Annotated in this window: 22 protein-coding genes; 18 read left to right on the top strand and 4 right to left on the bottom strand. The window is 53.9% G+C overall.

All coding sequences use genetic code 11. From position 1 onward, the window contains the following. The first annotated feature begins 140 nt into the window (after positions 1 to 140). Both AC16KF_RS17100 and AC16KF_RS17095 read left to right on the top strand, forming a co-directional pair. Positions 141 to 1460 carry a UDP-glucose dehydrogenase family protein gene (locus AC16KF_RS17100; RefSeq protein ID WP_484038567.1) on the top strand — a complete coding sequence of 440 codons (1320 nt, stop codon included), beginning with the start codon at positions 141 to 143 and terminating at the stop codon, positions 1458 to 1460. 338 nt (positions 1461 to 1798) lie between these two features. After that, entirely contained in the window at positions 1799 to 2710 is a 912-nt protein-coding gene (locus tag AC16KF_RS17095) for a class I SAM-dependent methyltransferase (RefSeq protein ID WP_484038566.1), read from the top strand. 145 nt (positions 2711 to 2855) lie between these two features. On the opposite strand, the gene AC16KF_RS17090 is transcribed toward AC16KF_RS17095, so the two are convergent. Then, on the bottom strand, positions 2856 to 3830 hold the full coding sequence (locus AC16KF_RS17090) for a TerC family protein (RefSeq protein ID WP_484038565.1): 975 nt from the start codon (positions 3828 to 3830) through the stop codon (positions 2856 to 2858). A gap of 456 nt (positions 3831 to 4286) precedes the next feature. Between AC16KF_RS17090 and AC16KF_RS17085 the strand changes: the two genes are divergently transcribed. From AC16KF_RS17085 to AC16KF_RS17055, 7 genes are all read left to right on the top strand, one after another. Then, positions 4287 to 6239 carry a glycosyltransferase family 39 protein gene (locus AC16KF_RS17085; protein WP_484038564.1) on the top strand — a complete coding sequence of 651 codons (1953 nt, stop codon included), beginning with the start codon at positions 4287 to 4289 and terminating at the stop codon, positions 6237 to 6239. A gap of 33 nt (positions 6240 to 6272) precedes the next feature. Further along, positions 6273 to 6998: a class I SAM-dependent methyltransferase gene (locus AC16KF_RS17080; RefSeq protein ID WP_484038563.1), complete on the top strand. Its 726-nt coding sequence runs from the start codon at positions 6273 to 6275 to the stop codon at positions 6996 to 6998. After that, positions 6995 to 7735 (top strand): glycosyltransferase family 2 protein, encoded by a 741-nt coding sequence (locus tag AC16KF_RS17075; RefSeq protein ID WP_484038562.1) that lies wholly within the window; start codon positions 6995 to 6997, stop codon positions 7733 to 7735. The genes AC16KF_RS17080 and AC16KF_RS17075 overlap by 4 nt, the downstream gene beginning before the upstream one ends. Before the next feature lie 313 nt (positions 7736 to 8048). Then, entirely contained in the window at positions 8049 to 10439 is a 2391-nt protein-coding gene (locus AC16KF_RS17070; RefSeq protein WP_484038561.1) for an FTR1 family iron permease, read from the top strand. A 3-nt stretch (positions 10440 to 10442) separates the two neighbouring features. Continuing rightward, the gene (locus tag AC16KF_RS17065; RefSeq protein ID WP_484038560.1) at positions 10443 to 11630 is read left to right on the top strand and encodes a hypothetical protein; all 1188 of its coding nucleotides are present in this window, start codon (positions 10443 to 10445) and stop codon (positions 11628 to 11630) included. A gap of 210 nt (positions 11631 to 11840) precedes the next feature. Then, a complete protein-coding gene (locus AC16KF_RS17060; protein ID WP_484038559.1) occupies positions 11841 to 12395 on the top strand; it encodes a hypothetical protein in 555 nt (184 codons plus the stop codon). After that, positions 12392 to 13912, top strand: a complete 1521-nt coding sequence (locus tag AC16KF_RS17055; protein WP_484038558.1) for a multiheme c-type cytochrome — start codon at positions 12392 to 12394, stop codon at positions 13910 to 13912. The genes AC16KF_RS17060 and AC16KF_RS17055 overlap by 4 nt, the downstream gene beginning before the upstream one ends. Before the next feature lie 92 nt (positions 13913 to 14004). Here the strand turns inward: AC16KF_RS17055 and AC16KF_RS17050 are convergent, their stop codons facing one another. The 3 genes from AC16KF_RS17050 to AC16KF_RS17040 form a co-directional block, all read right to left on the bottom strand. Beyond that, a complete protein-coding gene (locus AC16KF_RS17050) occupies positions 14005 to 14541 on the bottom strand; it encodes a DinB family protein (RefSeq protein WP_484038557.1) in 537 nt (178 codons plus the stop codon). After that, a complete protein-coding gene (locus AC16KF_RS17045; protein WP_484038556.1) occupies positions 14538 to 15272 on the bottom strand; it encodes a class I SAM-dependent methyltransferase in 735 nt (244 codons plus the stop codon). The genes AC16KF_RS17050 and AC16KF_RS17045 overlap by 4 nt, the downstream gene beginning before the upstream one ends. 81 nt (positions 15273 to 15353) lie before the next feature. Beyond that, entirely contained in the window at positions 15354 to 15851 is a 498-nt protein-coding gene (locus AC16KF_RS17040) for a four helix bundle protein (protein ID WP_484038555.1), read from the bottom strand. Between the two features lie 132 nt (positions 15852 to 15983). Between AC16KF_RS17040 and nusA the strand changes: the two genes are divergently transcribed. The 9 genes from nusA (at position 15984) to AC16KF_RS16995 (ending at position 24929) form a co-directional block, all read left to right on the top strand. Beyond that, entirely contained in the window at positions 15984 to 17840 is a 1857-nt protein-coding gene (gene nusA, locus AC16KF_RS17035; RefSeq protein ID WP_484038554.1) for a transcription termination factor NusA, read from the top strand. Positions 17841 to 17911: 71 nt separating this feature from the next. Further along, positions 17912 to 18217 (top strand): YlxR family protein, encoded by a 306-nt coding sequence (locus tag AC16KF_RS17030; RefSeq protein ID WP_484038553.1) that lies wholly within the window; start codon positions 17912 to 17914, stop codon positions 18215 to 18217. Between the two features lie 110 nt (positions 18218 to 18327). Beyond that, on the top strand, positions 18328 to 20103 hold the full coding sequence (gene infB / locus AC16KF_RS17025) for a translation initiation factor IF-2 (protein WP_484038552.1): 1776 nt from the start codon (positions 18328 to 18330) through the stop codon (positions 20101 to 20103). 107 nt (positions 20104 to 20210) lie between these two features. Beyond that, positions 20211 to 20561 (top strand): 30S ribosome-binding factor RbfA, encoded by a 351-nt coding sequence (gene rbfA, locus AC16KF_RS17020; RefSeq protein WP_484038551.1) that lies wholly within the window; start codon positions 20211 to 20213, stop codon positions 20559 to 20561. Between the two features lie 77 nt (positions 20562 to 20638). Beyond that, on the top strand, positions 20639 to 21604 hold the full coding sequence (locus AC16KF_RS17015) for a DHH family phosphoesterase (protein ID WP_484038550.1): 966 nt from the start codon (positions 20639 to 20641) through the stop codon (positions 21602 to 21604). A gap of 43 nt (positions 21605 to 21647) precedes the next feature. After that, a complete protein-coding gene (truB, locus tag AC16KF_RS17010; RefSeq protein WP_484038549.1) occupies positions 21648 to 22589 on the top strand; it encodes a tRNA pseudouridine(55) synthase TruB in 942 nt (313 codons plus the stop codon). A gap of 68 nt (positions 22590 to 22657) precedes the next feature. Then, positions 22658 to 23575: a bifunctional riboflavin kinase/FAD synthetase gene (locus AC16KF_RS17005; RefSeq protein ID WP_484038548.1), complete on the top strand. Its 918-nt coding sequence runs from the start codon at positions 22658 to 22660 to the stop codon at positions 23573 to 23575. Positions 23576 to 23662: 87 nt separating this feature from the next. Next, positions 23663 to 24226, top strand: coding sequence for a hypothetical protein (locus AC16KF_RS17000; RefSeq protein WP_484038547.1), 564 nt, complete (start codon positions 23663 to 23665; stop codon positions 24224 to 24226). Positions 24227 to 24251: 25 nt separating this feature from the next. Beyond that, a complete protein-coding gene (locus AC16KF_RS16995) occupies positions 24252 to 24929 on the top strand; it encodes a metal-dependent hydrolase (RefSeq protein WP_484038546.1) in 678 nt (225 codons plus the stop codon). Positions 24930 to 24942 lie beyond the last annotated feature (13 nt).

Below are 24942 nucleotides of genomic sequence, written 5' to 3'. Positions count from 1 at the left end.
GCCAACTGCGTAAGTCCTGAAAAGTAACAAATCGGGCGGTTTCGGGTCATGGATGGGATTGTAAAAGTTCGCCGCCCAAAACCGTGTTGTTTGAAAGCCAAACAACCATTTCGAAATCAATTCAAACCAAGAGGTAAACCATGAAACAAATTTGTGTCGTCGGCGTTGGCTATGTGGGGCTGGTCACCGGAGCCTGTTTCGCCGACCTGGGCAACCGCGTGATCGCGTTGGATGTGGACGCGAAACGCATCGAGAATCTCAACAAGGGCATCATGCCGATCTACGAACCCGGGCTGGAGGAACTCGTCAAGCGCAACGTGAAGGCGGGACGTTTGACCTTCACCACCTCGTATGCCGATGCGTTGAAAGGCGCGGAGTTTGCCTTCATCGCCGTCGGGACTCCTGAAGGCGTGGATGGCGCGGCGGATTTGCAATATGTAGAAGTCGCCGCTCGTTCGCTTGCCCAACACATGACTGCCCCGCTGATCGTGATCAACAAATCCACGGTTCCCATCGGGACGGGGGACTGGGTCGCCGATATTGTGAAATCTGCCCAGCCCAAGCCGATCGACTTTGCCGTGGTGTCTTGCCCCGAGTTTCTACGCGAGGGTTCAGCCATCGCCGACTTTATGGCGCCGCACCGCAACGTGATCGGCTCGCTCGATAAAGACGCCGCGAATAAAGTGGCGCAGTTGCATTTGCCGTTGCGCGCCCCTATCGTCATCACCGACTTGCGCACCGCGGAAATGATCAAATACGCCAGCAACGCTTTCCTCGCCGCGAAGATTTCTTTCATCAATGAACTCGCGGACGTGTGTGAAGCCTACGGCGCCGATGTAAAAGAAGTGGCGGCTGGCATGGGGTACGATGCTCGCATCGGGCGTTACTTCCTCGACGCCGGTCTGGGTTGGGGCGGTTCGTGCTTCCCCAAAGATGTGCAAGCGCTCGCGTTCATGGCGAAGCAAAAAGGACTCAACCCGCGCATCCTCAACGATGTGGTGGATGTCAACTACGATCGTCGGCGCGATGTGCCCAAACAAGTGGAAAAATTACTGGGGGGCAACCTGAAAGGCAAAACCGTAGGCATGCTCGGTTTAGCGTTCAAAGAAAACACGGACGATATGCGCGACGCGCCGTCTGTGGATATTTCCAATGAACTGATCGCCGCGGGAGCGAAAGTCCGCGCGTATGACCCGGTGGCGCGCGAATCCGCCGCGCCGCACATGCCCGCTGTCGAAATTGTTTCCGATGTGTACGAAATGGCGAAGGGATGCGACGCGCTCGTTGTCGTCACGCCGTGGAATGAATTCAAACAACTCGATCTAGAGAAAGTCAAAAGCCTGCTCAAATCGCCGGTGATTTACGATGGGCGCAATATCTACGATCCTGCCCGCATGCACGAGATGGGTTTTACCTACCGCGCCATCGGTCGCCCATTCAACAACAACGGACGCGCATGATCCATTCATTGCGAAAGCGTAGTGACGGCTTTATTCGCTTTTTAGCATAACGACTGAAGTCGTTACTACGTTTCTTGATCAAAGATATTCGTCGGGTAGTCGGGTACAATATGCCCCGCTACCCGACTTTGTTCTTAACTACAAGACCAACCAACCAACCAACTAACCAACCAACCAACCAACTAACTAACTAACCAACTAACTAACTAACCAACCAACCAACCAACCAACTAACTAACCAACTAACTAACCAACCAACCAACTAACCAACCAACCAACTAACTAACTAACTAACTAACTAACTAACTAACTAACCAACTAACCAACTAACTAACTACATGCCAAACACTCCTCCCGTCTGTGATTATGAAGGCTCCGACTACCAATCCTCCTTTTGGGATAAGGGCGGACGCGAATACGAAGACCGCGCGGAAGCCATTGCCCTCAAGCGACTCCTCCCTCCACGCGGACGCCTCCTCCTCGAACTTGGGGCTGGCGCGGGCCGCAACACGCCGCGCTATCTCGGCTTCGACCGCGTTGTGCTCCTCGATTATTCGCGCACTCAACTAGAGCAGGCGCAACAGCGGCTCGGCAACTCGGACAAATACATTTACGTCGCGGCGGATGTGTATCGCCTCCCGTTCGTGGATGGCTTGTTCGACGCGGCGACCATGATCCGCGTTTTGCATCACATGGCGGACGCGCCGAAGGCGTTGGGTCAGGTGAGGAATGTATTGGGCGCAAACGGTGTTTTCATTTTGGAATTTGCGAATAAACATAATTTGAAAGCCATTTTGCGGTATTGGCTTGGCAGGCAAACATGGAATCCGTTCACGCTGGAGCCTGTTGAGTTCGTGAAATTGAATTTCGATTTTCATCCGCAGGCAATTCGTCAATGGTTGACCGGGTTGGGTTTTGCCATCGAGAAGATGCTGACCCTTTCTCACTTCCGTATGGGTGTGTTGAAGCGAATCATTCCCGCGAGCATCCTGGTCTTTTTCGATTCAATTCTGCAATGGACAGGCGCGTGGATTCAAATGACGCCTTCGGTGTTTGTGAAGGCTCAATTGAAGACTGGAGATTTGAGATTGGCTGATCTGCCAAGCGATGTGAGATACTACTTCAAATGCCCCAGTTGCGGACATCACCCGCTTGTGGATAAGAAAGAATATCTCGAATGTGGAAACTGCAATAAGAAATGGGGAGTGAAAGATGAGATTTACGATTTTAGAGAGTCGCTCAGTGTATAACGCGAGATGGCAGGCGCAGCGCCAAAACAAACGCGCTCCGTTCGTTGTGAACGGAGCGCGTTGGTTTCCAGTACCGTGAAGGGAAGGCGACAGCGCGACTGACGTAGCGCAAACCGCGCCAAGAACCTGTTTTCGTGACCTGCTGTTACGATTGACTTGTGGACGCTTCCAGTTTTTCCATGCGCCGCGAGCGGATCAACGAAGCCACAATGGAAGTTGTGAGGATGGTTGCGATCACCCCGAGGGAGAGACCGATGGGGATCTTGTAAAAGTCCACGATGAGCATTTTGGCGCCGACGAAGACCAGCACAACCGAAAGCCCAAGCTTGAGGTAGTAGAATTTGTCCACGACGCCCGCAAGCAGAAAGTAGAGCGACCGCAGTCCGAGGATGGCGAACACGTTCGAGGTATATACGATGAAGGCGTTGTCGGTCACCGCAAAGATGGCGGGGATGGAGTCTACGGCGAAGATCAAGTCTGTGCTTTCGACGACTAATAGCACAATGAAAAGCGGCGTTGCGAAGAGTTTTCCCGCGCGGCGGATGAAAAATTTATCGCCTTCGTAAGCGTCGGCAACAGGGAATATCCGTCGGAAGAGTTTGATCACAAAATTCTGATCCGGGATCAATTCGGTTTCCTTGTGCGATGCCATGCGGAAGCCGGTGTAGATGAGAAACGCGCCGAATACGTAGATGATCCAATGGAATTCATGAAGCAGAGCCGCGCCGATGGCAATTAACGTGCCGCGCATAATGAGCGCGCCGATGATGCCCCAGAAGAGAACGCGGTGCTGGTACGCGGCGGGGACTGCAAAAAAGGAAAATAACACCACAAACACAAAGATGTTATCAACACTGAGGGATTTTTCGATCAGATACCCCGCGAGGAAAGCCAACGCGGCTTCGCTGTTTGTGTACGAGCTGGTGGGTGAAATCGTTTGCCAAAAGAAATAGATCCCCAGGTTGAACAATAGCGACAGGCTGATCCACACGACGCTCCAGATCGCCGCTTCTTTGACCGAGACCGCATGTGATTTCCTGTGAAAGATCCCCAAGTCGATGGCGAGCAACGCCAAGACGAAGAGATTAAACCCGACCCAGAGCCATATCGTTCCGTCCATTGTGCATTCTCCTGATAGCCGACCGTGGAAAACAAAAAGCGAGACTCCACAGTCTTGAATGTGGATAGTCTCGCCAGTAGTGCGGATTCTGCACGTACGGCTGGCCGGGAACGTTCGTTCCGTCTTGACGACCAGCCGATGACGTTTATGGGTTGAGTCTGGCGGCAATGTTTCCGCTCGGATCAAACCAGCGTCATGGCTACTCCCTAACTTGCGCCCGATTGTATTGTATTTCTGTGATGAATTCAATCAAAAAATAAACAAACTCTCATTTTCGGCTTTGCAATTTTTTTATGTTTGGCTGGAAAGCGTGTTTTTTTTCGGTATAATCCCGATATCCATGCGCGCCGGCGAATCAAAAATGAAATAGGAGTATGTCGATCACAACGTCTGCGTAAGTTGTGAAGCGCCATCGGACTGTACCGTTCTGCAAATTATCGATCACGCGGAGTTGCCATGACAGATCAACAATCGGGGATGGATGGGGATGTTTTGAAGGCGCGCCGATTCATTGCCTTTATAGGGTTCGCGCTTCTCCTCCTGAGTCAAATCCTGATCGCGTCACAGCCTGTCAATGATCTTGTTGTTTTTCCACCGTTTACGGGCCTGGCTCTAGCGGGCGCAATCTTGTTCCTGGTGGGATTGACACTTCAACCCACAGGGTTTTTGCAAAAGATTTCAACTCATCCTCTGTTTCGCGATCAAGTATTCTGGCGCTTGTTTGCAATAACGCTTTCCGCGCTGGCGGCATACGGCGCGACTCTTTCTCAGAGGAATTACCTGCCTATCATGTCCATTTGGGTCATGGGGGTGATCGGTTACCTGTTCGGGTTTGCGAATGGGGGTGTGTCTGTGGGGACCATCAAGGAAAAAATACGAGAAAACCGCATCGAGATTTTGTTGGCGCTTGCCGTAACGGCCGTTGCTGTCGCCGCGCGTTTTTACAATCTTGGGCAGGTTCCGCGAGTCCTGGATGGCGATGAAGGGTTGGTTGGGCTTGCCGCCCAATCTACGGCTGTGGGAAGGTTATCCAACCCGTTCGCTTTATGGGAAAATTTTGGCGCTCTCTATCTGCAAGTCATCAACATCGCGCTCAGGTCGTTTGGCGCAAATTCCTTTGCATTGCGGCTGGCGCCTGCGATCGGAGGCGTGATAGCCGTTCCCGCGTTATATCTGTTTGCCCGCCAGGTCGGCGGACCCAGAATTGCGTTGATCGCGTCTATTCTGTTGGCGATATCGCATACGCATATCAATTTCAGCCGTATTGCGTCTGTGGCGTATATTCATGGCACCTGGCTTGTGCCGCTTGAATTATATTTCCTCTTAAGCGGGCTCGAAAAACGCCAGGCTTGGCGGACCGCGTTGAGCGGCATTCTGGTGGCGATCCATTTTTCAGTCTATTTGACGGCGCAGGTCATGATTGCGCTTGTGCTGGTCTACATGTTGCTCGCCCTCATTTTTTACCGAGCGTGGTTCAAAACGATCTATCGAGTCGCGCTCGCTTTTTGGGGCGGCTTCTTGATCGCGATCCTGCCGGAAGCGGTTTACATTTCACGCAATACGAACGAATTTCTGAATCGGCTGGCGCAGAATGGAACCTTTCAATCGGGCTGGCTGGATATCACCATCCAAAGCACGGGACAATCGGCGGCGACCATTCTCTTTGGGCGCGTGGTTCACGCCTTTCTGTCGCTTATTTATTACCCGGCGTTCGATTTTTATGGCTCCCCGGCGCCCATGCTAACCGTCGTTTCATCTGTGTTGTTTTTAATCGGCTTGGCTGTCTCCTTATTACGCGCTCGTTCGCGCGAATACCTTCTCCTGAACGGATATTTCTGGGGCGCAACCTTGGCTGTGGGTTTATTTGCCATTCCCCCTTCCGCGGATTCATACCGAATGTTGATGGCGTTTCCCGCGGCGTTGGTCATGTGCGCGATTGGACTGGATCAGATTCTCGCGGTATTTGGGATAGGGTGGCAAAATTCAAAGCAAGCGTACGCGTTCTCTATATCGATAGTCCTTCTCGGCTTGCTCATCCTCAACGCATGGACTTATTTTGGCGATTTTGCGGGCCAGTGTCGTTTTGGAGGAAACCTGGCGGGTCGCTTTGCATCTTATCTGGGGTCATACGTGAAGACCCTCGAGAGCGAGTCTTCGGTGTATTTGCTTAGCGACGGTCAATTTTTTTATGGGAGTCACGCATCCACTGACTTTCTCAGCCAACACAGGCCGATCATCAACCATTCTGATCCGATCGATTCGTTACGCGCGATTCACGGTGAAACGATCATTGCCAACCCGGATCGAATCAAAGAATTGGAAGATTGGGTGCGCCTCCACCCCGGCGGCAAAGTTCATTATGTCTATGATTGCCAAAATACCATCTTGATGGCGTATCAAATTCCCTAGCGAGGAACCTTGGACCCGCGCGAATATGAACTCATGTACCGGGTCGAAGACGAGCATTGGTGGTATCGCGGCATGGCGTCCATCACGCGGACGATGCTTGCCCGTTGGTACGGCGCTTCTTCATCGCTTCGCATCCTCGATGCGGGATGCGGGACCGGTTCAGCCATGACCGCGCTTCTGCCTGCCTATGGTTGCGTGACCGGCGTGGATATTCACCCTCTCGCCTTGCAGTTCTGCCGTAAGAGAGGCATTTCCCGCATCGCTTGCGCCTCAATTCTCGACCTTCCATTTGGTTCGGCGGAATTCGACCTTGTGACCAGCTTCGACGTCCTCTACGAAAAAGCAGTTGATAGCGATCTCGCTGCGCTTCGTGAATTTGCCCGTGTTCTTGTTCCGAATGGGCGCGTGCTTCTACGCCTCCCCGCGTACGATTGGCTGCGCGGGCGGCATGATGAGATGGTGCATACAAAGAAACGATATACCGCCAAAGAGGTCGCCCATTTGCTGGCTGAAGGCGGATTCAAGGTCGAGCACATCACGTTTGCCAATATGTTTTTGTTTCCCCTGGCAGTGTTGAAGCGCATAGGCGAAACACTATTCTCTGCGAGAGAAGGACGATCCGACCTCAACTTGAATGCGGGGATATTCAACACGATCTTCGAGAAAATTCTGACGAGTGAATCAGCCCTCATTGCTAGAAACAGCCTGCCCTTTGGCTTGAGCGTTGTCGCAGTGGGGCGAAAGGGGCAAACCGCGTGACAACGAATCCCGCACAGGGACGAGTGTCCAGCATCAGCGCGGTATTCCCGGCGTATAACGATGGCGGTTCGATCGCGAGCATGATCAGCGCGGCGAGCGTTGCGCTGCGTCAGGTCTCCAATGATTTTGAAATTGTGGTTGTGAATGACGGAAGCGCAGACTACACAACAACCGTCCTGGATGAGATGAGGAATAGATATCCCGAATTGCGTATCATTCATCACCCTGTAAATAAGGGATACGGCGCGGCTCTGCGAAGCGGCTTCAAGGCGGCGACCAAAGATTGGGTTTTTTATACCGACGGCGACTCGCAATACAACCCGCTGGAGTTGCCTCTGCTCGTGAGCGCGCTTCACGAGGGCGCGGATGCCGCGAACGGATACAAACTCAGCCGCAATGATTCAATTCTTCGAACTATCATCGGTCGCGCGTATCACAACCTCGTCAAAATATTTTTCGGTATTCGCATCCGCGATGTGGATTGTGACTTTCGTTTAATTCCCCGCAGGATTCTCAACGAGATCGAATTAGAAAGTGTCAGCGGGGCGATCTGTCTTGAAATGGTCAAGAAGATCGAAGACGCGGGGTATGTGTTCGCCGAAGTCCCCGTCAATCATTACTCGCGCAAGTACGGCGTCTCTCAATTCTTCGTCCCCTGGCGGATCATTCGCTCACTGCGGCAGTTGGCTGGACTGTATTGGAAACTTGTTGTTCAAAAAAGACACAAACGGGTTTGAAGCGCCATGGCGTTTTTGTTCTCAGAGACTGTTTTCTTAAGTCTTAAACCCTGTTCTTTTGTACACGGATTTCACGGAACACACGGAAAAAAGACAGCCTTTTATATGATCCTTCCGTGAAAATCCGTGAAATCCGTGGCGTCCGTGTCTAAAAAAGAAGTTAAGAAACGCTCTCTCAGGCAATTTTTGCGATGTTGAGATGCCACGAGGCAGACTGACTCTCAACCTGGTTGAAAATCAATCGCAAGCGGGGTTATATCCAATCTCCCACCTCCACCTAGAATTTCATACTAACAATCGTTATACTGCCGCAATGACTCAACATAGGAAGTGCGGCGCGTTTATTCCCTTTCAACATGTTCCCATATCGCGCTTCATTTATCTTTTATTGCCTCTCCTCCTGTTCTTCGCGTTCACCCTCCCCGCCCGCGCCCAAACCACTCCCGTCTGGGATTCTGCCCAGCGGATGCGCGACCTCGCCTTTCAAGCCCAAAGCGAGTTGTATGCCGCCGCGCGCGCCAGCGACCCCGCCGCCAATTATCAGACCGCCGCGAGTTTGCTCGACCAAGCCGCAGAAATTTACGCGACGAGTCTACAACCCGCGTATCAAAAATCCGCGCCAGAAGCCGACGCGCTGGTTTTGAATTCTTTGACTCGCGCGCGAACCGCCGCGCTGGATGGCAACGCCGCCGCCTTAGCCGCCGCGCGCGGACGCCTCTGGACCGCCCTTTTGCAGGGTAGCCAAACTTTGACTTTAGCCACGCTGACGGCGGGCGACTCTGCCGCCGCCGCTGAATGGCTGAAATTGCGCGAATACCGCTCCGCCACGCGCGTCAACACGGTGGACGATCCGTCGGCGCAGGCGCTTGCCGAAGTGGCGCAGAATCAACTGTCGGCGGGGGATGCGGCGGATATCATCGCCAACGATCTGCGCGACTCCTACTTCTTCCGCCTGCGCGATGCGTTGACTCAAATCGAAGATGCGGTTGAGAAAAAATTCCCCACCCGCGCCGCCGAATGGGCGGGGCAGTCGGCGGGATATTTCTCCATCCTGCAAGCGGATATGCGCGAGAAGCTCGGCGCGGACGAAACCGCCGCGTTGCAAGATTCTTTTGCCGCGCTCGAAGCCGCCGCGTTGAACGAAGATTGGGCGGAAGTCAAAACGCAAGCGGACGGCATTCATGCGGCGCTGACGAATTATCAGCCCGTTGAACTCACGCCCGCCGAAATTTCCAAACGCGGACAACTGCTGTATCTCTTCACCAATCTCATTTACGTCGAATACAAGAACGGCGTGCGCGATGGGAAGATCACAGTCGCCATCGAATATCAGGAAGCGATCACCTTTCGCGCCCAGGCGCAAACGGTCTTTGAAGACGTGCGCCCGTCCATTGCCGCTGTGGACCCGAACGCCGCCGCGCGGCTTGAAGCGATCTTGAGCGAACTCAATACGACGATCCTCAATTATGGCGAACCGAACGACGTGAAAGTTTTGGTGGATGAAGCGCTGGGGATTATCGAATCCACGTTGAAGGTCAGCGCGGACGCGACCGATACCTCCGCGGCGTTCACCATTTTGAATACACTGCTCAATGAAATGCTGACCTCCGCCCGCGCGGGAAATTACGCCGACGCGGAACGCGCGCGCATCGAAGCCTACGCCATTTACGAAAGCGGACCCGAACAACGGCTGGCGCATCGCGCTCCCGTCCTTTCGCGCGAGCTCGAAGGCTTGTTTTGGGAAGGCACAGAAGGGCAGAAGGGCTTGTCCACGCTGATCGCCGATCAAGCCCCCGCCGAGGAAATTGCCGCCAGCGTGAACCAGCTCAACGTCAAGTTGAACGAAGCGCAGGATTTTCTCTCCGTCGGCATGAGCGGATTTTTAGCCGTCGTCAACAGCATGGTCATCATCCTGCGCGAAGGTTTGGAAGCGGTGCTGATCCTCGGCGCGATCCTCGGTTATTTGAGCGCCACCAACAGCCCGCGCAAATTCAGCGCGTGGGTTTATGCGGGCGTCGCCGCCGCGATCGCGTTGAGCCTCCTCATCTGGTGGGCGGCGCAAAGCTTCATCACCATCACCGTCGCGCAACGCGAAGTGATCGAAGGCGCCTCCAGTTTGCTGGCGGTGGTCGTGTTGTTTTACGTCACCAACTGGCTGTTTGAAAAAGTGTACGTGGTGGATTGGATCGCCTACGTCAAAGCGCAGGTGGGCAAGGCGCTCAACACGGGTTCGGCGCTGGCGTTGGCGGGCTTGGGCTTCACCGTCGTTTTCCGCGAAGGCTTTGAAACTGTTTTGTTTTATCAAGCCCTCGCCTTCGACGCGCCCGCCAGTTCGATCTTGCTCGGCTTCGTCATTGGCGCGGTCGTCATCTTCGCCGTCGCGTATGCGATTTTGAAATTGAGCAAACGCCTGCCGCTCAAACCGTTCTTCACCGTCACAGGTTTATTGCTGATGATGCTGGCGTTCAACCTGACGGGCGCGGGCGTGCGCGGTTTGCAGGAGGCGGGTCTCGTCGCCGCGCATTTGCTGACGTGGATTCCCGAAAACTTGATCCTGATGGAACTCTTCGGCGTGTACCCCACGCTCGAAACCACGCTCGCGCAAATTTTATTTTTGCTATTGCTGATCGCTACATTCAGTTACAGTCTATGGCGCAAGAAAAAGAAAGACACCCTCATCACACAACCCAAAGGAGTTTCGTAAGACATGCAGAAAAATTGGATCACATCCCTGACAGGGATTCTGACCCTCAGCCTGATTCTCTCCGCGTGCGCGACGCCTCAAGCCGCGCCGACAGTTGATTCGGCTTCGACAGAACCCGCCGCCGCCCAAGCCGACCTCAGCGCAGTGAAAGCCTACGCGGTGGATCAGGCGTCCCGTATGCAAGAAGCGACGGCGTCCCTGCGCGCGGGCGCGGAAAAATATTACGCCGCCATCGCCCAAATCAAAGCGGACCATCCCGATGCGAATCCCTACGAATATTTGTGGGCGAATCATGCCGAAGCCGCGAAAACCCTGCTCGATAAAATGCGCGCCGACTGGCTCGAAGCGCACACGCATTACGAATTGAATGAAGGCATCATCGCAGGCGTGCCTGCGCTTGCCTATTACGACGGCTGGCTGGACGCGGGTGCGCCCGCCTCTGAAGACCCCGAAGCGATTCAATGGACGTTGAAACTTGCCGATGGCACAACGCTCGAAAGCCCTGGCAACTTCTTCCACACGCTCACCGAACCCATCTTGTATGGCACGGTTGAAAAATACGTCGGGCTGGCTGTGGATTTGAACGGCGACGGAAGCCTCGGTTTGGGCGAAGCCCTGCCCGAAGCGGAAATTTTGCTCGGCGCGACGCAAGGTTTGGATAGCGCCGCGCAACAAACACTGGACGCCATCAAAGCCTGGGAGCCGACTCTCGAAGACGCTTTCATGGCGATGGTCACGATGATCCCGACCATGAACGAATATTTTGAACAATGGAAGTTATCCACCTTCGTCTCTGGCAACAACTTTGAAGGGACGGGCTTCATCGCCGCCAGCCGCCTGTTGGATGTGACGGGCATTTTGCAAGGCTTGGACTTGACGTATGATAACATCCGCCCCATCGTCGCCAACGCCGACGCCAGCCTCGACACGCAAATTGACGCGGGCTTCACCGATCTGGTGACCTACGTCAACAACTTGTATGATAAAGAAAAGGCTGGCACAGTCTTCTCGCCTGAAGAAGCCGACGCCTTCGGCACGGAAGCGCAGGATAAAGCCACCGCCCTCGCCGCGCTCGTCGCGCAAGCCGCCGCCAAAGCGAACATTGCGCTCAACCTCGAAGCGGAAGGCTGGGCGCCCGACGCGCCGCCTGTTATCGAAGTCACTGTCCCCGCCCCCGCGGCGATAGAATGATTCACCTTACGCAGTACGGCAAGATTTATCTTGCCATTCACCCGTTTTTCCTCAGAGTAGGTCGCAAAGTGAACTTTGCGGTACGGAACATCGCGTAAGGCGATTGAATAATTTTCGCAGAACGTCCCGAAGGCTTTTGCACATCAAACCGCCTTCTTCCTAAGCCTTCGGGACGTTGAATCTCGCTCTTCTGTTTTGTGGTAAATTTTTATGATTACAAACGCAACCGCCAAATCCCGAACTTCCGCCCGCATCTCTCCCGCCGTGAAAGCCGTGCGCGATTATCTCCTGCCGTTCATGGTCTGTTTCGCCATCGCCCTCGTCAGCGGGTTGTTCTATTACCTCGTCCCGCGCTCGTGGAATTGGCGCGCCTCGCAAGCCGCGTTATGGATTCACCTGATCACTGGCATTCTTGGATTCTTTTATTTAATCCCGTATGTATTATCGCATTACAAGAAGAAGGGCGAATTGGCGATCAACCTGATCTTCGTCTGGCGCGCCTTTCGCCGCAACGAAAACGAATCGGACTGGGCGTATCATCAGCGCGTCTACGGTCACATCCTCAACTGGCTGATGGCTTGGCTCGGTCTGAGCGGATTCATCCTCCTCATCCCCAGCATTCTGTGGATGAGCGGCGTGGTCTGGATGGCGGGCTACTCCGCGTATCTCATTATGAACACCGCGCATTTGGGGCTGGCGTTGCTGGCGTTGGCGTTCATCGGCTTTCACGTTGCCCGCCGCAGGAAACGCATCAACCCGCAATGAGCAAGCCGATTCGATTTCTCGTCGTTGGGGGCGCGCTCACCCTGATCGCGTTTTTATTCGCCACATTCCTCCTGCCCAAACCGCAAGGCACGGGGTTGACTGCGGGCGAAGATATTCCGTTTTATTCCATGCCCTGGAACGATAATCCCTTCGCGCCTGGCAACCTGCAAACCGCCGACGGCAAAATGCTCGACGCGAAAAACATCCCCACCGCCGAGTTCTGCGCCCAATGCCACGACAAGGAATACCGCGAGTGGGTCAGTTCCATTCACTCGGTCACAGGTCCCGATATTCTGTACGAAACCGCCATCAGCAACAACGAAGTGGCGCACAAGAACCGCCTCGGCACGGAGAAAATTCGCTGGTGCGATTCGTGTCACGAACCCGTCAATTTGCTGATGGGCGAAATTAATCCGCTGGCGGTCGTCGGTCCCAGCGAAGCGACTGCCGAAGGCACAACCTGCATCATCTGTCACACCGCCGTCAAAGCCGACCCGCTGGCGGGCAACGGCGCGCTCACGCTCGATATCAACAACCTCAACAATTACAACGACGCGCTCATCATGGCGGCGCCCGCCGAACACGCCCGCAGTATGCAAGCCAAAACGCACAACCCGCTCATGGGCAGTTCCGATTTTTGCGGCGCGTGTCACACCGAAATTCGCCCCGTCGAAATCAACGGCGGCGAACCCATGCACTTGCAAAACACCTACGAAGAATGGCAGAAGAGCGAATACGCCGAGAAAAACATCCAATGTCAGGATTGCCACATGCACCCTGATCCAGCGGCGTATATCTCCCAGTTAAACGAAACAGGTCAGGTTCCCGAACGAATCGTTTCGCATCGCTTTGTCGGCGTGAATTATCTGCTCACCAATTCCAACCTCCCATCCAATCTGGTGACGTTTCTGCGCGGCGGACTTCCGCCTGGCGATATTTCGACGGACGAATGGAAAGCGGATTTGCTCGAACAAAACCGCCTCATTCTTGACCTGTTGCAGTCGGCGGCGACTTTGAGCGTTTCGGCGCCTGAGAGCGTTTCCCCCAATGCCACAGCGAATCTCAACGTCACCATCGCCAACACGGGCGCGGGACACAACCTGCCCACAGGCGCGCTCGACCAGCGTCACATCTGGCTCGAAGTCAAAGTGACCGACGCGGCGGGCAGTATCATTTATCACAGCGGCTGGTTCAACGATAAGACAGGACAGATAGATCCCAACGCCGTCATTTACATCAAAGTCCTCAAAGATAAAAACGGCGCAGTTATCAATGAGCATATCCTCTTCAACGCCGAATCCTACACCTACACCCGCGACCCCATCCCCGCCAACGCCAGCGACACGATTCCCTACGCCATCCCCATCCCCGCCTCGGCGCAAGGTCCGCTGACGGTGGAGACTACGCTCTGGTATCGCCTCGCCCTGCAAGAGTTCGTGACGTACAGCCTGAATCTGGACGTGATCATTCCGCCCGTACTGCTGGAGCGGACGAGCGTGGAGATTGGGATTAAGTGATCAAGCGATCATGAAAACAGGTTCTTGCCGCAGAGTCACTGCGTCAAGGCAGAAGAAACACAAACGCGCGCAGATAAAATAACTACGCTGTCTCAATCGCCTTCCTGACTCGCATGGCGCAGGTTGTGATAGATCGTGAAATACAACATCTCGCGGATCGTCAACTTTCCGATCAACGGATGGGGGAGCAGATAACCATCCAGATCATCCTCGTTCCATTTTTCGGCGACCGAGACCACGTCCGCGCTGGCTTTTGAAAATTGACTCAGTAATTCTGCCTTTACAACTTCTGGCTTTGCAGGAGTCTGCTGGTTGGGAAGATATTTCCCCGAAGCGACTCCACCCGCGGCGAGCGTATCTTTGTACACCCCGCAGATCGCCTCATAACTACGGGACGGCTGATTCGCCGCCCCGAACATTGTCCGCAGTGTGAGCCTCGGCAACTTCAGCGCCAGGGCAATCGGTTTATGCGACCTGATGAGATGATCCACATTATCCGATGCCGCCCAGACCGCGCCCTCGCGATGAAAGAATTCGTCCGCTGGGATCTCTGTGAACCAATTGATGACTCGCTGGTTGGAGTCTTTTAACTTGGAAAGCAAATCCAATTTGTTCGAGTTTGAACTCATATCTTCTCCACAACCCAAAAATGGGATATTCCCAGAATCTTCAACGGCGTCTTTTCAAGGAATTGCAACATTCCGCGCAAGAACTTACCCAACATCCCAAACCGCGCAATGATGTTGTCGTACGCGCCGAAGATGACCGTCTGTTCGATGAATTTAACAGGTAAGCCATCGAAAAGATTCAATAGATCATTGTGTGAATAAACCCGCACATGCGGAGCGAGTTTGTCGCGCAGTTTACGCGGCAGATAATTGACGAACAATTTATTGCCGAAGTAATATTTGCCCTTCCAATAAATTCCGTGCGTTTCGACGGGGTAGCCGCGATTTGGGCAAAATAAAATAAGCCTTCCGCCGGGCTTGAGAGCGCGGATCATTTCGCGGATGGCGGAGCGGTCATCTTGCACGTGTTCGATCACCTCGTGACTGAGAATCAGGTCGAACGTCCCGGAAAGAAGCGGAAGAAATTCCCCAGCCGCGTTAAGGATGAAGGGTGAGCGAGTCCGCGCTTCGTGAGCCCGGTCGAAGTCGTATTCCAATCCGATGACGGTTCCGCCGAAAGGAGAGAGGCGTTCGACGTACATGCCGACGCCGCATCCGTTTTCGAGAATCGTCCCTTTGATGCGTTCACCTGCAAATTTCACGATCATGTCGAGGCGTCGTTGTTGACCGGCTCTCCAAACATATGAAGGCTCGCCGCGCAAAGCGGCTTTGGCAAGGTTTCTAGGAGTCATAGGTGTTGTGTGAATGGCAAATGGGCAAATGAGCAAATGAGCAATTCAGCAAATGAGCAAAAGAGCAATTCAGCAAGTGGGTTAACGCCCGCGTTGGCGATTGATTTCGGTGAGAATTAAGGCGACGACTTCACTGGCAAGTTTGAGGCGTTTATCAAGTATATCCTTTGAGTAAAATGCCTTGGCGCGGTAAATGCGTCCTTTGGTCTCGCGCGCAGAGCCAAGGGAATATAGATAGAATTGCAAATATTGTTTTCCGTATCCTCGCCCAAAGCCCTCTTCAATGTTGGAGCAGACCGAATCTGAGCTCCCGATGATTTGTTTTGAAAGGACTTGTCCTCGCTCATCTTTTCGCCATTCTTCGGTATCTTCCCACAATAAATCGTAAAGATACAACCCTTTTTGATAGGCGGTTAACGTCCAAAACTTTTCAGATCGGATTGTCGCTGGAACCGTCTGTTGCCATTCCTCAAAACTCATTTCATTATGGTCCATTTTCAATTCCTCTCCTGGTAGATTACAGATTTGCCAATTTGCTCTTTTGCCTTTTTGCTCTTTTGCCTTTTTGCTGACCTGCACCCGTAATTATATCTTGCATCTTTTTACTGCCCGTGCTAAAATGCCGTTGTCAGTTGAACTTAGAAGCACGCACTGGAAAGTGGGCTCACCCCCACTTTTTTGTTTGAAATAGGAGAAATTGGAGTACCACGCATGTCAAAGAACGAAATTGCCCTGGCGTTCAACGAAGTGTTGGAGGAAAAACAACTCTCCAAGGAGATCATCCTTGGGGCGATCGAGTCTGCGATGGCATCTGCCTATCGCAAGGCTGTCAACGCGTCCACTGCCCAACATGTGGAAGCGAAGATCGACCTCGAAACCGGCAAAGTGTTGGTGTTCGCCGAAAAAGAAGTCGTCGAAGATATCATCGAACCCAAAACCGAGGTATTGCTCGACGAAGCGCGGCAAGTGAACCCCGAAGCGCAACTCGGCGACATGGTGATCGTGGAGACCACTCCTAAAGATTTCGGCCGCGTCGCCGCGCAAACTGCCCGCCAGGTTATTCAACAACGCATTCGCGAAGCGGAACGTTCCAACCAGATGCAATACTTTGAACGACAGATCGGCGAGATCGTCAGCGGCGTGGTGCAAGCCACCAACGCGCAGGCAACCACCGTCGGGCTGGATATGAAAGCCGAAGGCATGTTGCCCGCCAACCAGCGCATCCCTGGCGAACGCTTCAAGGTGCATGATCGCGTCCGCGCGGTAGTGCTCGAAGTAAAGGACGGCTCGCGCGGCCCGCAGATCGTGCTCTCGCGCGGGCATCGTAACTTCTTGCGCCGCCTGTTAGAGAACGAAGTACCCGAAATTTATCACGGCATCGTTGAGATCCGCGCCATTTCGCGCGAACCCGGCGCGCGCGCCAAAGTTGCGGTTATGGCAACCCAGGCTGGCGTCGACCCGGTGGGCGCGTGCGTGGGAATCAAAGGCGTGCGCATTCAAGCCATCGTCAAAGAATTGCACGATGAGAAGATCGACATCATTCAATGGGATCAAGACCCCGTTGTATACATCTCGAAAGCCATCAGCCCGGCGCGTGTCACTGGCGTCTATGTCTCTGATGCAGACGGCAACAAGACCGCCACCGTGGTGGTGCAGGAAGACCAACTGAGTCTCGCCATCGGGCGCGACGGTCAGAACGCCCGCCTCGCCGCCAAACTGACCGGCTGGCGTATCGACATCAAATCGCTCACGGAAGCCGCTGGCGATGCGTTGCAAAAACTTCAAAACGACGCCGAGCTTTCCGCGCTCATGCCCAACGCGGTCGAGGCAATTCCCAGCATCGAAGAAAGCCTCGCCAAAAAAGCGGAGAATCGCCCGCTCACTCCGGAAGAATTTACCGCCCTTGCGCAATTTGTCGACCGTGTAGAGCGCCGCACCATTCAGATCAAAGAAGAAGCCGCCCGCGCCGAAGGGGTGGTTACAGGCGAGCACTCCGATATTCCCACCGCGGCATTCGGCATGCCCCTCGAGCAAGCCGGCATCAAAGAACATACATACAACATCCTTGTCGAAGCGGGCTACGATACGGTTGGCAGTCTCATGGCAACCTTGAAAACGGATTCAAACCGCATACTCGGACTCGCCGGTATCGGACCGAAAGCCATGCAAAATATCGAGGAAGCCCTCGCGGCGATTCAATTCCCCGAAACGCCTCCCGCCGACGTGACGGCTGAACCGGCTGTGGAAGCGGTATCCCAGCCTGAGGCTCTCCCCGTTGAGGCAATGCCGCCTACGGAGAAGCAGGCATCCACGAAGAAAGACGCGAGGAAGGCTGTCGAAGAAGATGAAGACGAACACGCCAAAGACGGCGTCTCGCTGGATGAACTCTTCGCAATGAAGCCGGAGATCTTCCAAACTGCGGGCGGAGACGATGAGTCCGCAGATAAGAAGAAGGGCAAGAAAGTCAAGAAGAAGAGCGTCGAGTTGGTATTGGATGAAGAACGCGGCGAAGTTGTGGGTCGCAAGAAACATAAGCGCGGCGGCGATGCGTTTGGTGAGGAAGAGTAATTTCTGGTGAATCTTCGTGAGGCGCGATTCTGCCAAGCAAATCGCGCATCGCGAACACAACGTCAAGGAGCATGGTAAAGAAACTTGTTCAACGTGTGAAGCATGCGCCCCAGCGGACGTGTGTGGGCTGTCGTGAAGTCCTGCCCAAGCGGACGATGATCCGCATTGTGCGCGCGGCAGAAGGGGTGCAACCGGACCCAACCGGTAAAAAAGCCGGGCGGGGCGCATACTTACATGACCGCCGCGAATGTTGGGAACGAGCCTTGAAGGGCGCATTGGCGCATGCGTTAAAAACAACGATTACGGATGATGAACGCAAAACGTTGGAAAACTTTATGAATACCCTGCCTGCTAATCACGCAGATAGGGAACGGTGACCCGAGCCATATGAATCGTTGACTCACCGGGTTGCCGCCGTGGAAGGTGTAATTAGCAAGGCGTCAGATTGCCGATGGCTTTTGGCGTTTTGAGAATTGGAGGCAGTCCTATGAGTACCAATGGAAACAAGAAGATCGAATTGCCGGTCAGTATTGTGGTGCGAGACCTGGCGCAAAAGATCGAAAAAAGCCCAATCGACCTGATCAAAAAATTGATGACCAACGGCGTCATGGCGACCATTAATCAGTCGGTGGATTTCGACACCGCCGCGATCGTGGTGGCTGAATACGGCTATGAAGCGGCGCCCGAAGTGATCGAAGAAGTCAAAGTGGAGACTGGCGAAGTTCCGCTGTGGCGTAAGATGATCGCCGGCGAGGAGGCTGGGCAGTTGAAGAACCGCCCACCGGTCGTGACGATCCTTGGACATGTGGATCACGGCAAAACCAGCCTGCTCGATGCGATCCGCCAGACGGATGTGGCGTCGGGCGAGGCGGGCGGCATCACCCAGCACATCGGCGCGTATCAAGTGGAAAAGAAGGGTCGCCCGATTACGTTCCTCGATACGCCCGGTCACGCGGCGTTTACGCAGATGCGGGCGCGCGGCGCGCAAGGGGCGGATATTGTGGTGCTGGTCGTCGCGGCGGACGATGGGGTCATGCCCCAAACGCGCGAAGCCATTGCCCATGCGAAAGCCGCGCGTGTTCCGATCATGGTGGCGCTCAACAAGATCGATAAAGCCAACGCCAACCCAGACCGCGTTAAACAACAACTTGCCGAGCAAGAACTCGTCCCTGATGATTGGGGCGGGAATACGATGGTGATCCCCGTCTCTGCCAAGCAGAAGCAGGGCATCGACGATCTGTTGGAAGGCATTTTGCTCGTGGCGGATAATACCGAGATCAAGGCAAACCCGAACGGCAAGGTTATCGGCACGGTCATCGAAGCCGAAGTGGATAAAACCAAGGGCGTGATCGCCACCCTGCTCATTCAAAACGGAACGCTCGAAATGGGGGATGTGGTTGTGGCGGGCATCGCGCATGGGAAATTACGCGCGCTTTCCGATTACAAAGGCAAACCCGTGAAGAAGGCTGGACCTTCGACGCCGGTATCCGTCATGGGCTTGAGCGACGTTCCGTCGGCAGGCGATCTGTTTGAAGTTGTCGGTTCGGATAAAGAAGCGCGCGTCATCGTGGCTGAACGAGCCGAAGCCGCGAAGGCGCAGGCGCAATCGAAAAAGAAGCTCTCGCTGGAAGACTTGTTTGCCAACGTGCAGGCGGGCGAAGCGAAGGAATTGAACCTCATCGTCAAAGCCGACGTGCAAGGGTCGCTTGACCCGGTCATTTCCGAGTTGAACAAACTTGGCGAGGGCGAGATCGGTATCAAAGTTATTTACGCTGAAACCGGTAATATCGGCGAGAACGATGTGATGCTGGCTTCATCATCCAAGGCGATCATGATCGGCTTCAACGTGCAGGCGGAAGTCTCTGCGCGGCGGCTTGCCGATAAAGAAGGCGTGGATATCCGCCTGTACGAGATCATCTATCGCATGACCGAGGATATCGAGAAAGCCCTCAAGGGTATGCTCGAACCCGAAGTGAAGGAAAAAGTCATCGGTCGCGCGCAAGTGTTGCAGGTGTTCACCGCCTCGAAATTCGGACGTGTGGCTGGTTGCCGCGTCACCGATGGCGAACTGCGCCGCAACGCCAAGGTGAAACTCTATCGCGGCACCGACCTTGTCTACGAAGGCGACATGGGCTCGCTTCGCCATGAGAAGGATGATGTCAAAGAGGTCAAGCAGGGATACGAATGCGGCGTTGGCTTCAAAGGTTTCAGCGACATTCAGCCCGGCGACCAACTTATTTGCTACGTGTTGGAAAAATCGTAAATCAAAAACTGTGGTCTCGATATGTCCCGCGACGCTTCGACTTCGCTCAGAACTACTCGACCACCAATCGTAAATCGTAAATCAAAAATCGTAAATCGTAAATTGCCATGCCTTCAGGAATTCGTATTCAACGTATCGCGGATCGCATCCGTCAGGAACTTGCGGACATGCTCATCCGCGAGATCAGCGACCCGCGCCTGCAACAGATCTTCATTACCGACGTAAAAGTAGATAGGGAACTTGCCTACGCGGATGTGTACGTCTCCGCCATCGAAGGGACGACGCGCTCGAAAGACGTTCTTGCCGGACTTGAGTCTGCTTCCGGTTTCCTGCGGCGGACTCTCGCCTCGCGCGTCGAACTGCGCGCCTTTCCGCGCCTGCGTTTCCACTGGGATGTGACGCCTGAAAATGCCGACCGTATTGAAAAGGCGCTGGCAGAGTTGAGAAACAAAAAATAACCGCGCGGCTTGTTGATGCGATGATCATACTTCGCCAAGACGCCGGGTGATCATGAATGGAAGGGATTTTTTCGAGAATGATAGAAACACAATCAGGGGAAATTAAACAACGGTTGGAGCAGGCGCAGAAGATCGTCATTGCGTCGCACGTTCGCCCGGATGGCGATGCCATCGGTTCCCTGCTCGGTTTGGGGTTGGCGCTCAAAGACGCCGGTAAACAAACGCAAATGGTGCTGGTAGACGGCGTGTCTTCCTCGTTCAAATATCTGGAGGGAAGCGAACTGATCGTCAAAGAGCCGCAAGGGGAACACGATACCTTCATCACCGTCGATTGCGCCGATTTCAAGCGCGTAGGGAAGGCATTTGAGAATTTCGGCGCGCCCGATATCAATATCGACCATCACAAAACCAACGAACGATTCGGCATATTGAACCTGATCGAAGAAGATGAGGTGGCAACCGCCGCCATCCTCACCAATTATCTGCCCCAATGGGGATACAAGATCACCAAGCCGATTGCCGCGGCTTTATTAACCGGGATCGTTACCGACACGCTTGGCTTCCGCACGCCAAACACAAACCCCTCCGCGATGCGGTTGTGCGCCGCGTTGATGGAAACAGGCGTGGACATGTCTGACTTGTACATGCGTTCGTTGGTGCATAAAACGTTTCCTGCGGCGCGATATTGGGGGGCGGGGCTTTCCAATCTTGAGCAAAAGCATGGGATTGTCTGGGCAACCCTAACCGTCGCAGATCGCAAACGAGCCGGATACGGCGGGAACGACGATGCCGATTTGATTAATATAATCTCAGCAATTACCGGGAACGGAAACAAAGTGGGTATGATATTCGTCGAACAAAACGACAGGCATGTCAAGATTTCATGGCGCGCGCTGGACCCGTCTGTGGATGTTTCGAGAGTTGCGAAACACTTCAACGGAGGCGGTCATGCCGCCGCAGCCGGGGCAGACATCCCCGGCGCGTTAAGCGAGGTACAGCCTGTAGTACTAAAGTCAACTCGTGAAATGCTCCACCTTGATTAAAATAGTTATCCACAAATGCCATCAATAAATTTATGGAGGAAAAATGAATAAACAAACCGATAACCAGACAATGAAGAATGCCATCTCCGGCGTCCTAGTGGTGGACAAGCCTGTTGGCATGACCTCACACGATGTAGTCCAGGCAATCCGAAATGGGACAGGTTTGCGCCGCGCAGGGCATACCGGCACGCTTGACCCGCGCGCGTCTGGCGTGTTGGTGATTTTGGTCGGTCCCGCCGTTCGGTTGAGCGAATATGTTTCCGCATCGGATAAACGCTATCAGGCGATTATCCGCATGGGAGGCAAGACTGATACCTTCGACGCGGAGGGGAGGGTGACTCCATCCGCCCAGCCCGTCAATGTGACCGAGGCGCAATTTGAAGAAGCGTTGAAAACGTTCGTCGGCGAGATCGAGCAAACGCCGCCGCCGTATTCCGCCGTCAAAGTGCAGGGACGCAAAGCGTACGAAATGGCGCGTCAGGGCGAGCAGGTGGACCTTGCCCCGCGCAAGATCACCGTGCATCACCTCGAAGTGTTGGAGTGGACGCCGCCCGAAGTTGTGATTGATGTGCATTGTTCGTCTGGCACCTACGTGCGCTCGTTGGCGAATGATCTCGGTGAAAAATTGGGATGCGGCGCGTACCTCGTCGGCTTGCGTCGCACCAAAAGCGGACGGTTCTCGTTGCGCGACGCGACGCCGCTCCGCAAATTGCAAGAGGCGTTCACCGCAGGCAATTGGTATCAATATCTCATCCCCGCCGCCGAAGCCTTGGGCGATTGGCCCGCCATCGAACTCAGCCCCGATGAAGTAGAAGGGGTGAGGCATGGTCATCGCGTGAAAGCGGCGGAAGATGCGGCGCTTGGAAATAAAGTGCGCGGCGTCAGCACGCAAGGCGAACTAGTCGCATTGATGGAATGTATCACAGGCGAAGACGGCGCGCTCGCCTGGCAACCGAAGAAAGTATTCTTCACGAACGACGCCTAGTCCTCCACGATAAAGAAGTTAACTGTTATCATTCCAGCGCCGATGAGGCGCTGGAATCGTTTATCTACATGAATCATTATCGTTCCCTCGAAGAAATAGCATTGCAAAAGTCGTGGCTCACTGTCGGTGTCTTCGACGGCGTGCATCGCGGACATCAACAGATCATTCAGAAACTTGTTGAGGGCGCGCGCGCAGACGGAGCGTCGTCGGTTGTGTTAACGTTCGATCCGCATCCATCCAAAGTGTTCGGGCGCGGCGATATCAAGTTGCTGACCCTGCCCGACGAACGCGCAGAAATTCTCGGCAACATGGGCGTGGACGTGGTTATCACGCATCCGTTCAACAGGGAGGTGGCGAACATCACCGCCTTCGACTTCATGCAACGCCTCAAATCCTATCTCGGGCTGGATCACCTTGTGCTTGGATATGATTCCGCGCTCGGAAAAGACCGCGAAGGCAATATTCCGCGCCTGACCGAGATCGGCTCGGAGTTGGGATACACTGTCGAAACCGTACCAGCCCTAAGTGACGAGAGCGGCGTGATCTCATCCACAGCGATCCGCAAATTAGTCACCGTTGGGAAAGTCGAAGAAGCCGCAAAGTTGCTGGGGCATCCGTATCGTTTGCGGGGAGTTGTGATTCGCGGCGACCAACGCGGTAGGAGGATTGGATTCCCTACCGCAAACTTGGATTATGCGGTTGATAAATTGATTCCCGCTGGCGGCATTTATGCGTGCTGGGCGTATGTGAATGGTGAGAAATTTCGTGCGGCAGTCAACATCGGTACCAACCCAACATTCACCCCCGATAAAAAAACAATGAGCGTGGAGGCGTATATGCTCGATTTTGATCGCGATATCTACGATGAAAATCTGCAACTCGAATTTGAAGCGCGATTACGCGATGAGTTGAAATTCGACTCGGTCGAGGCGCTTATTGCACAGATCAAGGGTGATGTGGAGAGGGTAAGGCAAATCTTTCGGTGAAGACTGAAACCTCTTTGCAATTGATTTTCAATCCGATTTGTTGTAAAGTGTCTATAGGAACCCACATGAGAAGGGAAATCAAACATCATGCAATCTTTTGAACCTACGCCACAACCTGTCCAATCGCCTGCTTCAGACTCTACGGGAGAGATGTATCGTATGCAAGCGGCAATTGCAGACCTTGTCCGTCGCATGAAGAGCGGCGCGAACAATTTTTATTGGATCGCCGCGCTGTCAGTCATCAACTCCGCCTTGCTTCAATTTGGAGGAGGCATGTATTTTGTCGTGGGCTTGGCTGGAACCCTGCTTGTGGACACTATCTTCATTGAGCTGGCTAATGCTATGCAAGAATCCGCGCTCGTCGTGAAAGTGATCGGTTTGATCGTCAGCGCGGCTGTCGCGGGAATCTTTGCGCTCTTCGGTCTTTTCGCCAACCGCGCCATGAAATGGGCGTTCATTGTGGGCATGATTTTCTATGCGATTGATACGCTTTTGATGCTGGTCTTTCAAGAGTGGATGGGCTTGCTCTTCCATGTGTTTTTCCTCTTTGGCTTGTTCGGCGGTTTGAGCGCGTTGAACAAACTCCAACAATTGGCGCCAAAGAAACCGTCGAACCCAACGGACTTTCCGCAAAATATCGGCAGTTCCTAAATTCCAGAGATCAAGAGAGAGTAACATGTCACAAAACGGACTTCATGCAATCATAGGGATAGCGGCGCGTAAATGGATGCCGCAAAAGGAATGGCTGTTGCTTGGCGCAGTGCTGGGCAGCATGGCGCCCGACCTCGATAACCTTGCCGTCGCCTATGCTACGTTGACCGGCGGCGATACGCATGGATTACATCGTACGTTCACGCATAGCGTTTTCACTGTGCTTGCCATATTGGTGTTATTTTATATCGTTGCCGCAGCGACGAAAAATCAAAAATGGAATAACTTTGGGATCGGGTTTGGCACCGGTATTCTGATGCACATTCTGGTCGACCTGATGATTTGGTTCAATGGCGTTGAAATATTTTGGCCCCTCGGCGGCGAAGTCAATTTCTGGGCGGGATTCACCGTCCCTGCATGGTTGAATATCATTCTTGAAACGGGAGAGTTTCTGGCGTTTGGTTTATATTTCCTCCTCCTGATTTCACTTTCGCGCAAACACAACACGGACGTTGCTCGGCAAGGTTCGGCTAAAACATTGGCGTATGCGCAATTTGTCCTCTTCGTCGTTTTTGCCGCGCTGTTCTTTGCAAGTGGTGCAACGGGCTTGGCATACACGATTTTTGGCGCGTTGTATTTGCTTTCGCTCATCATTACGATGGTGGTCACGATAAAGATGAAACAAACCGTTGAGTCTTTGTGACAAAACCCGCGGG

The organism is Candidatus Defluviilinea gracilis (assembly GCF_057138825.1).
Note: the sequence above shows the minus strand (reverse complement) of the source record. Positions and strands in the feature narration are given on the sequence as shown.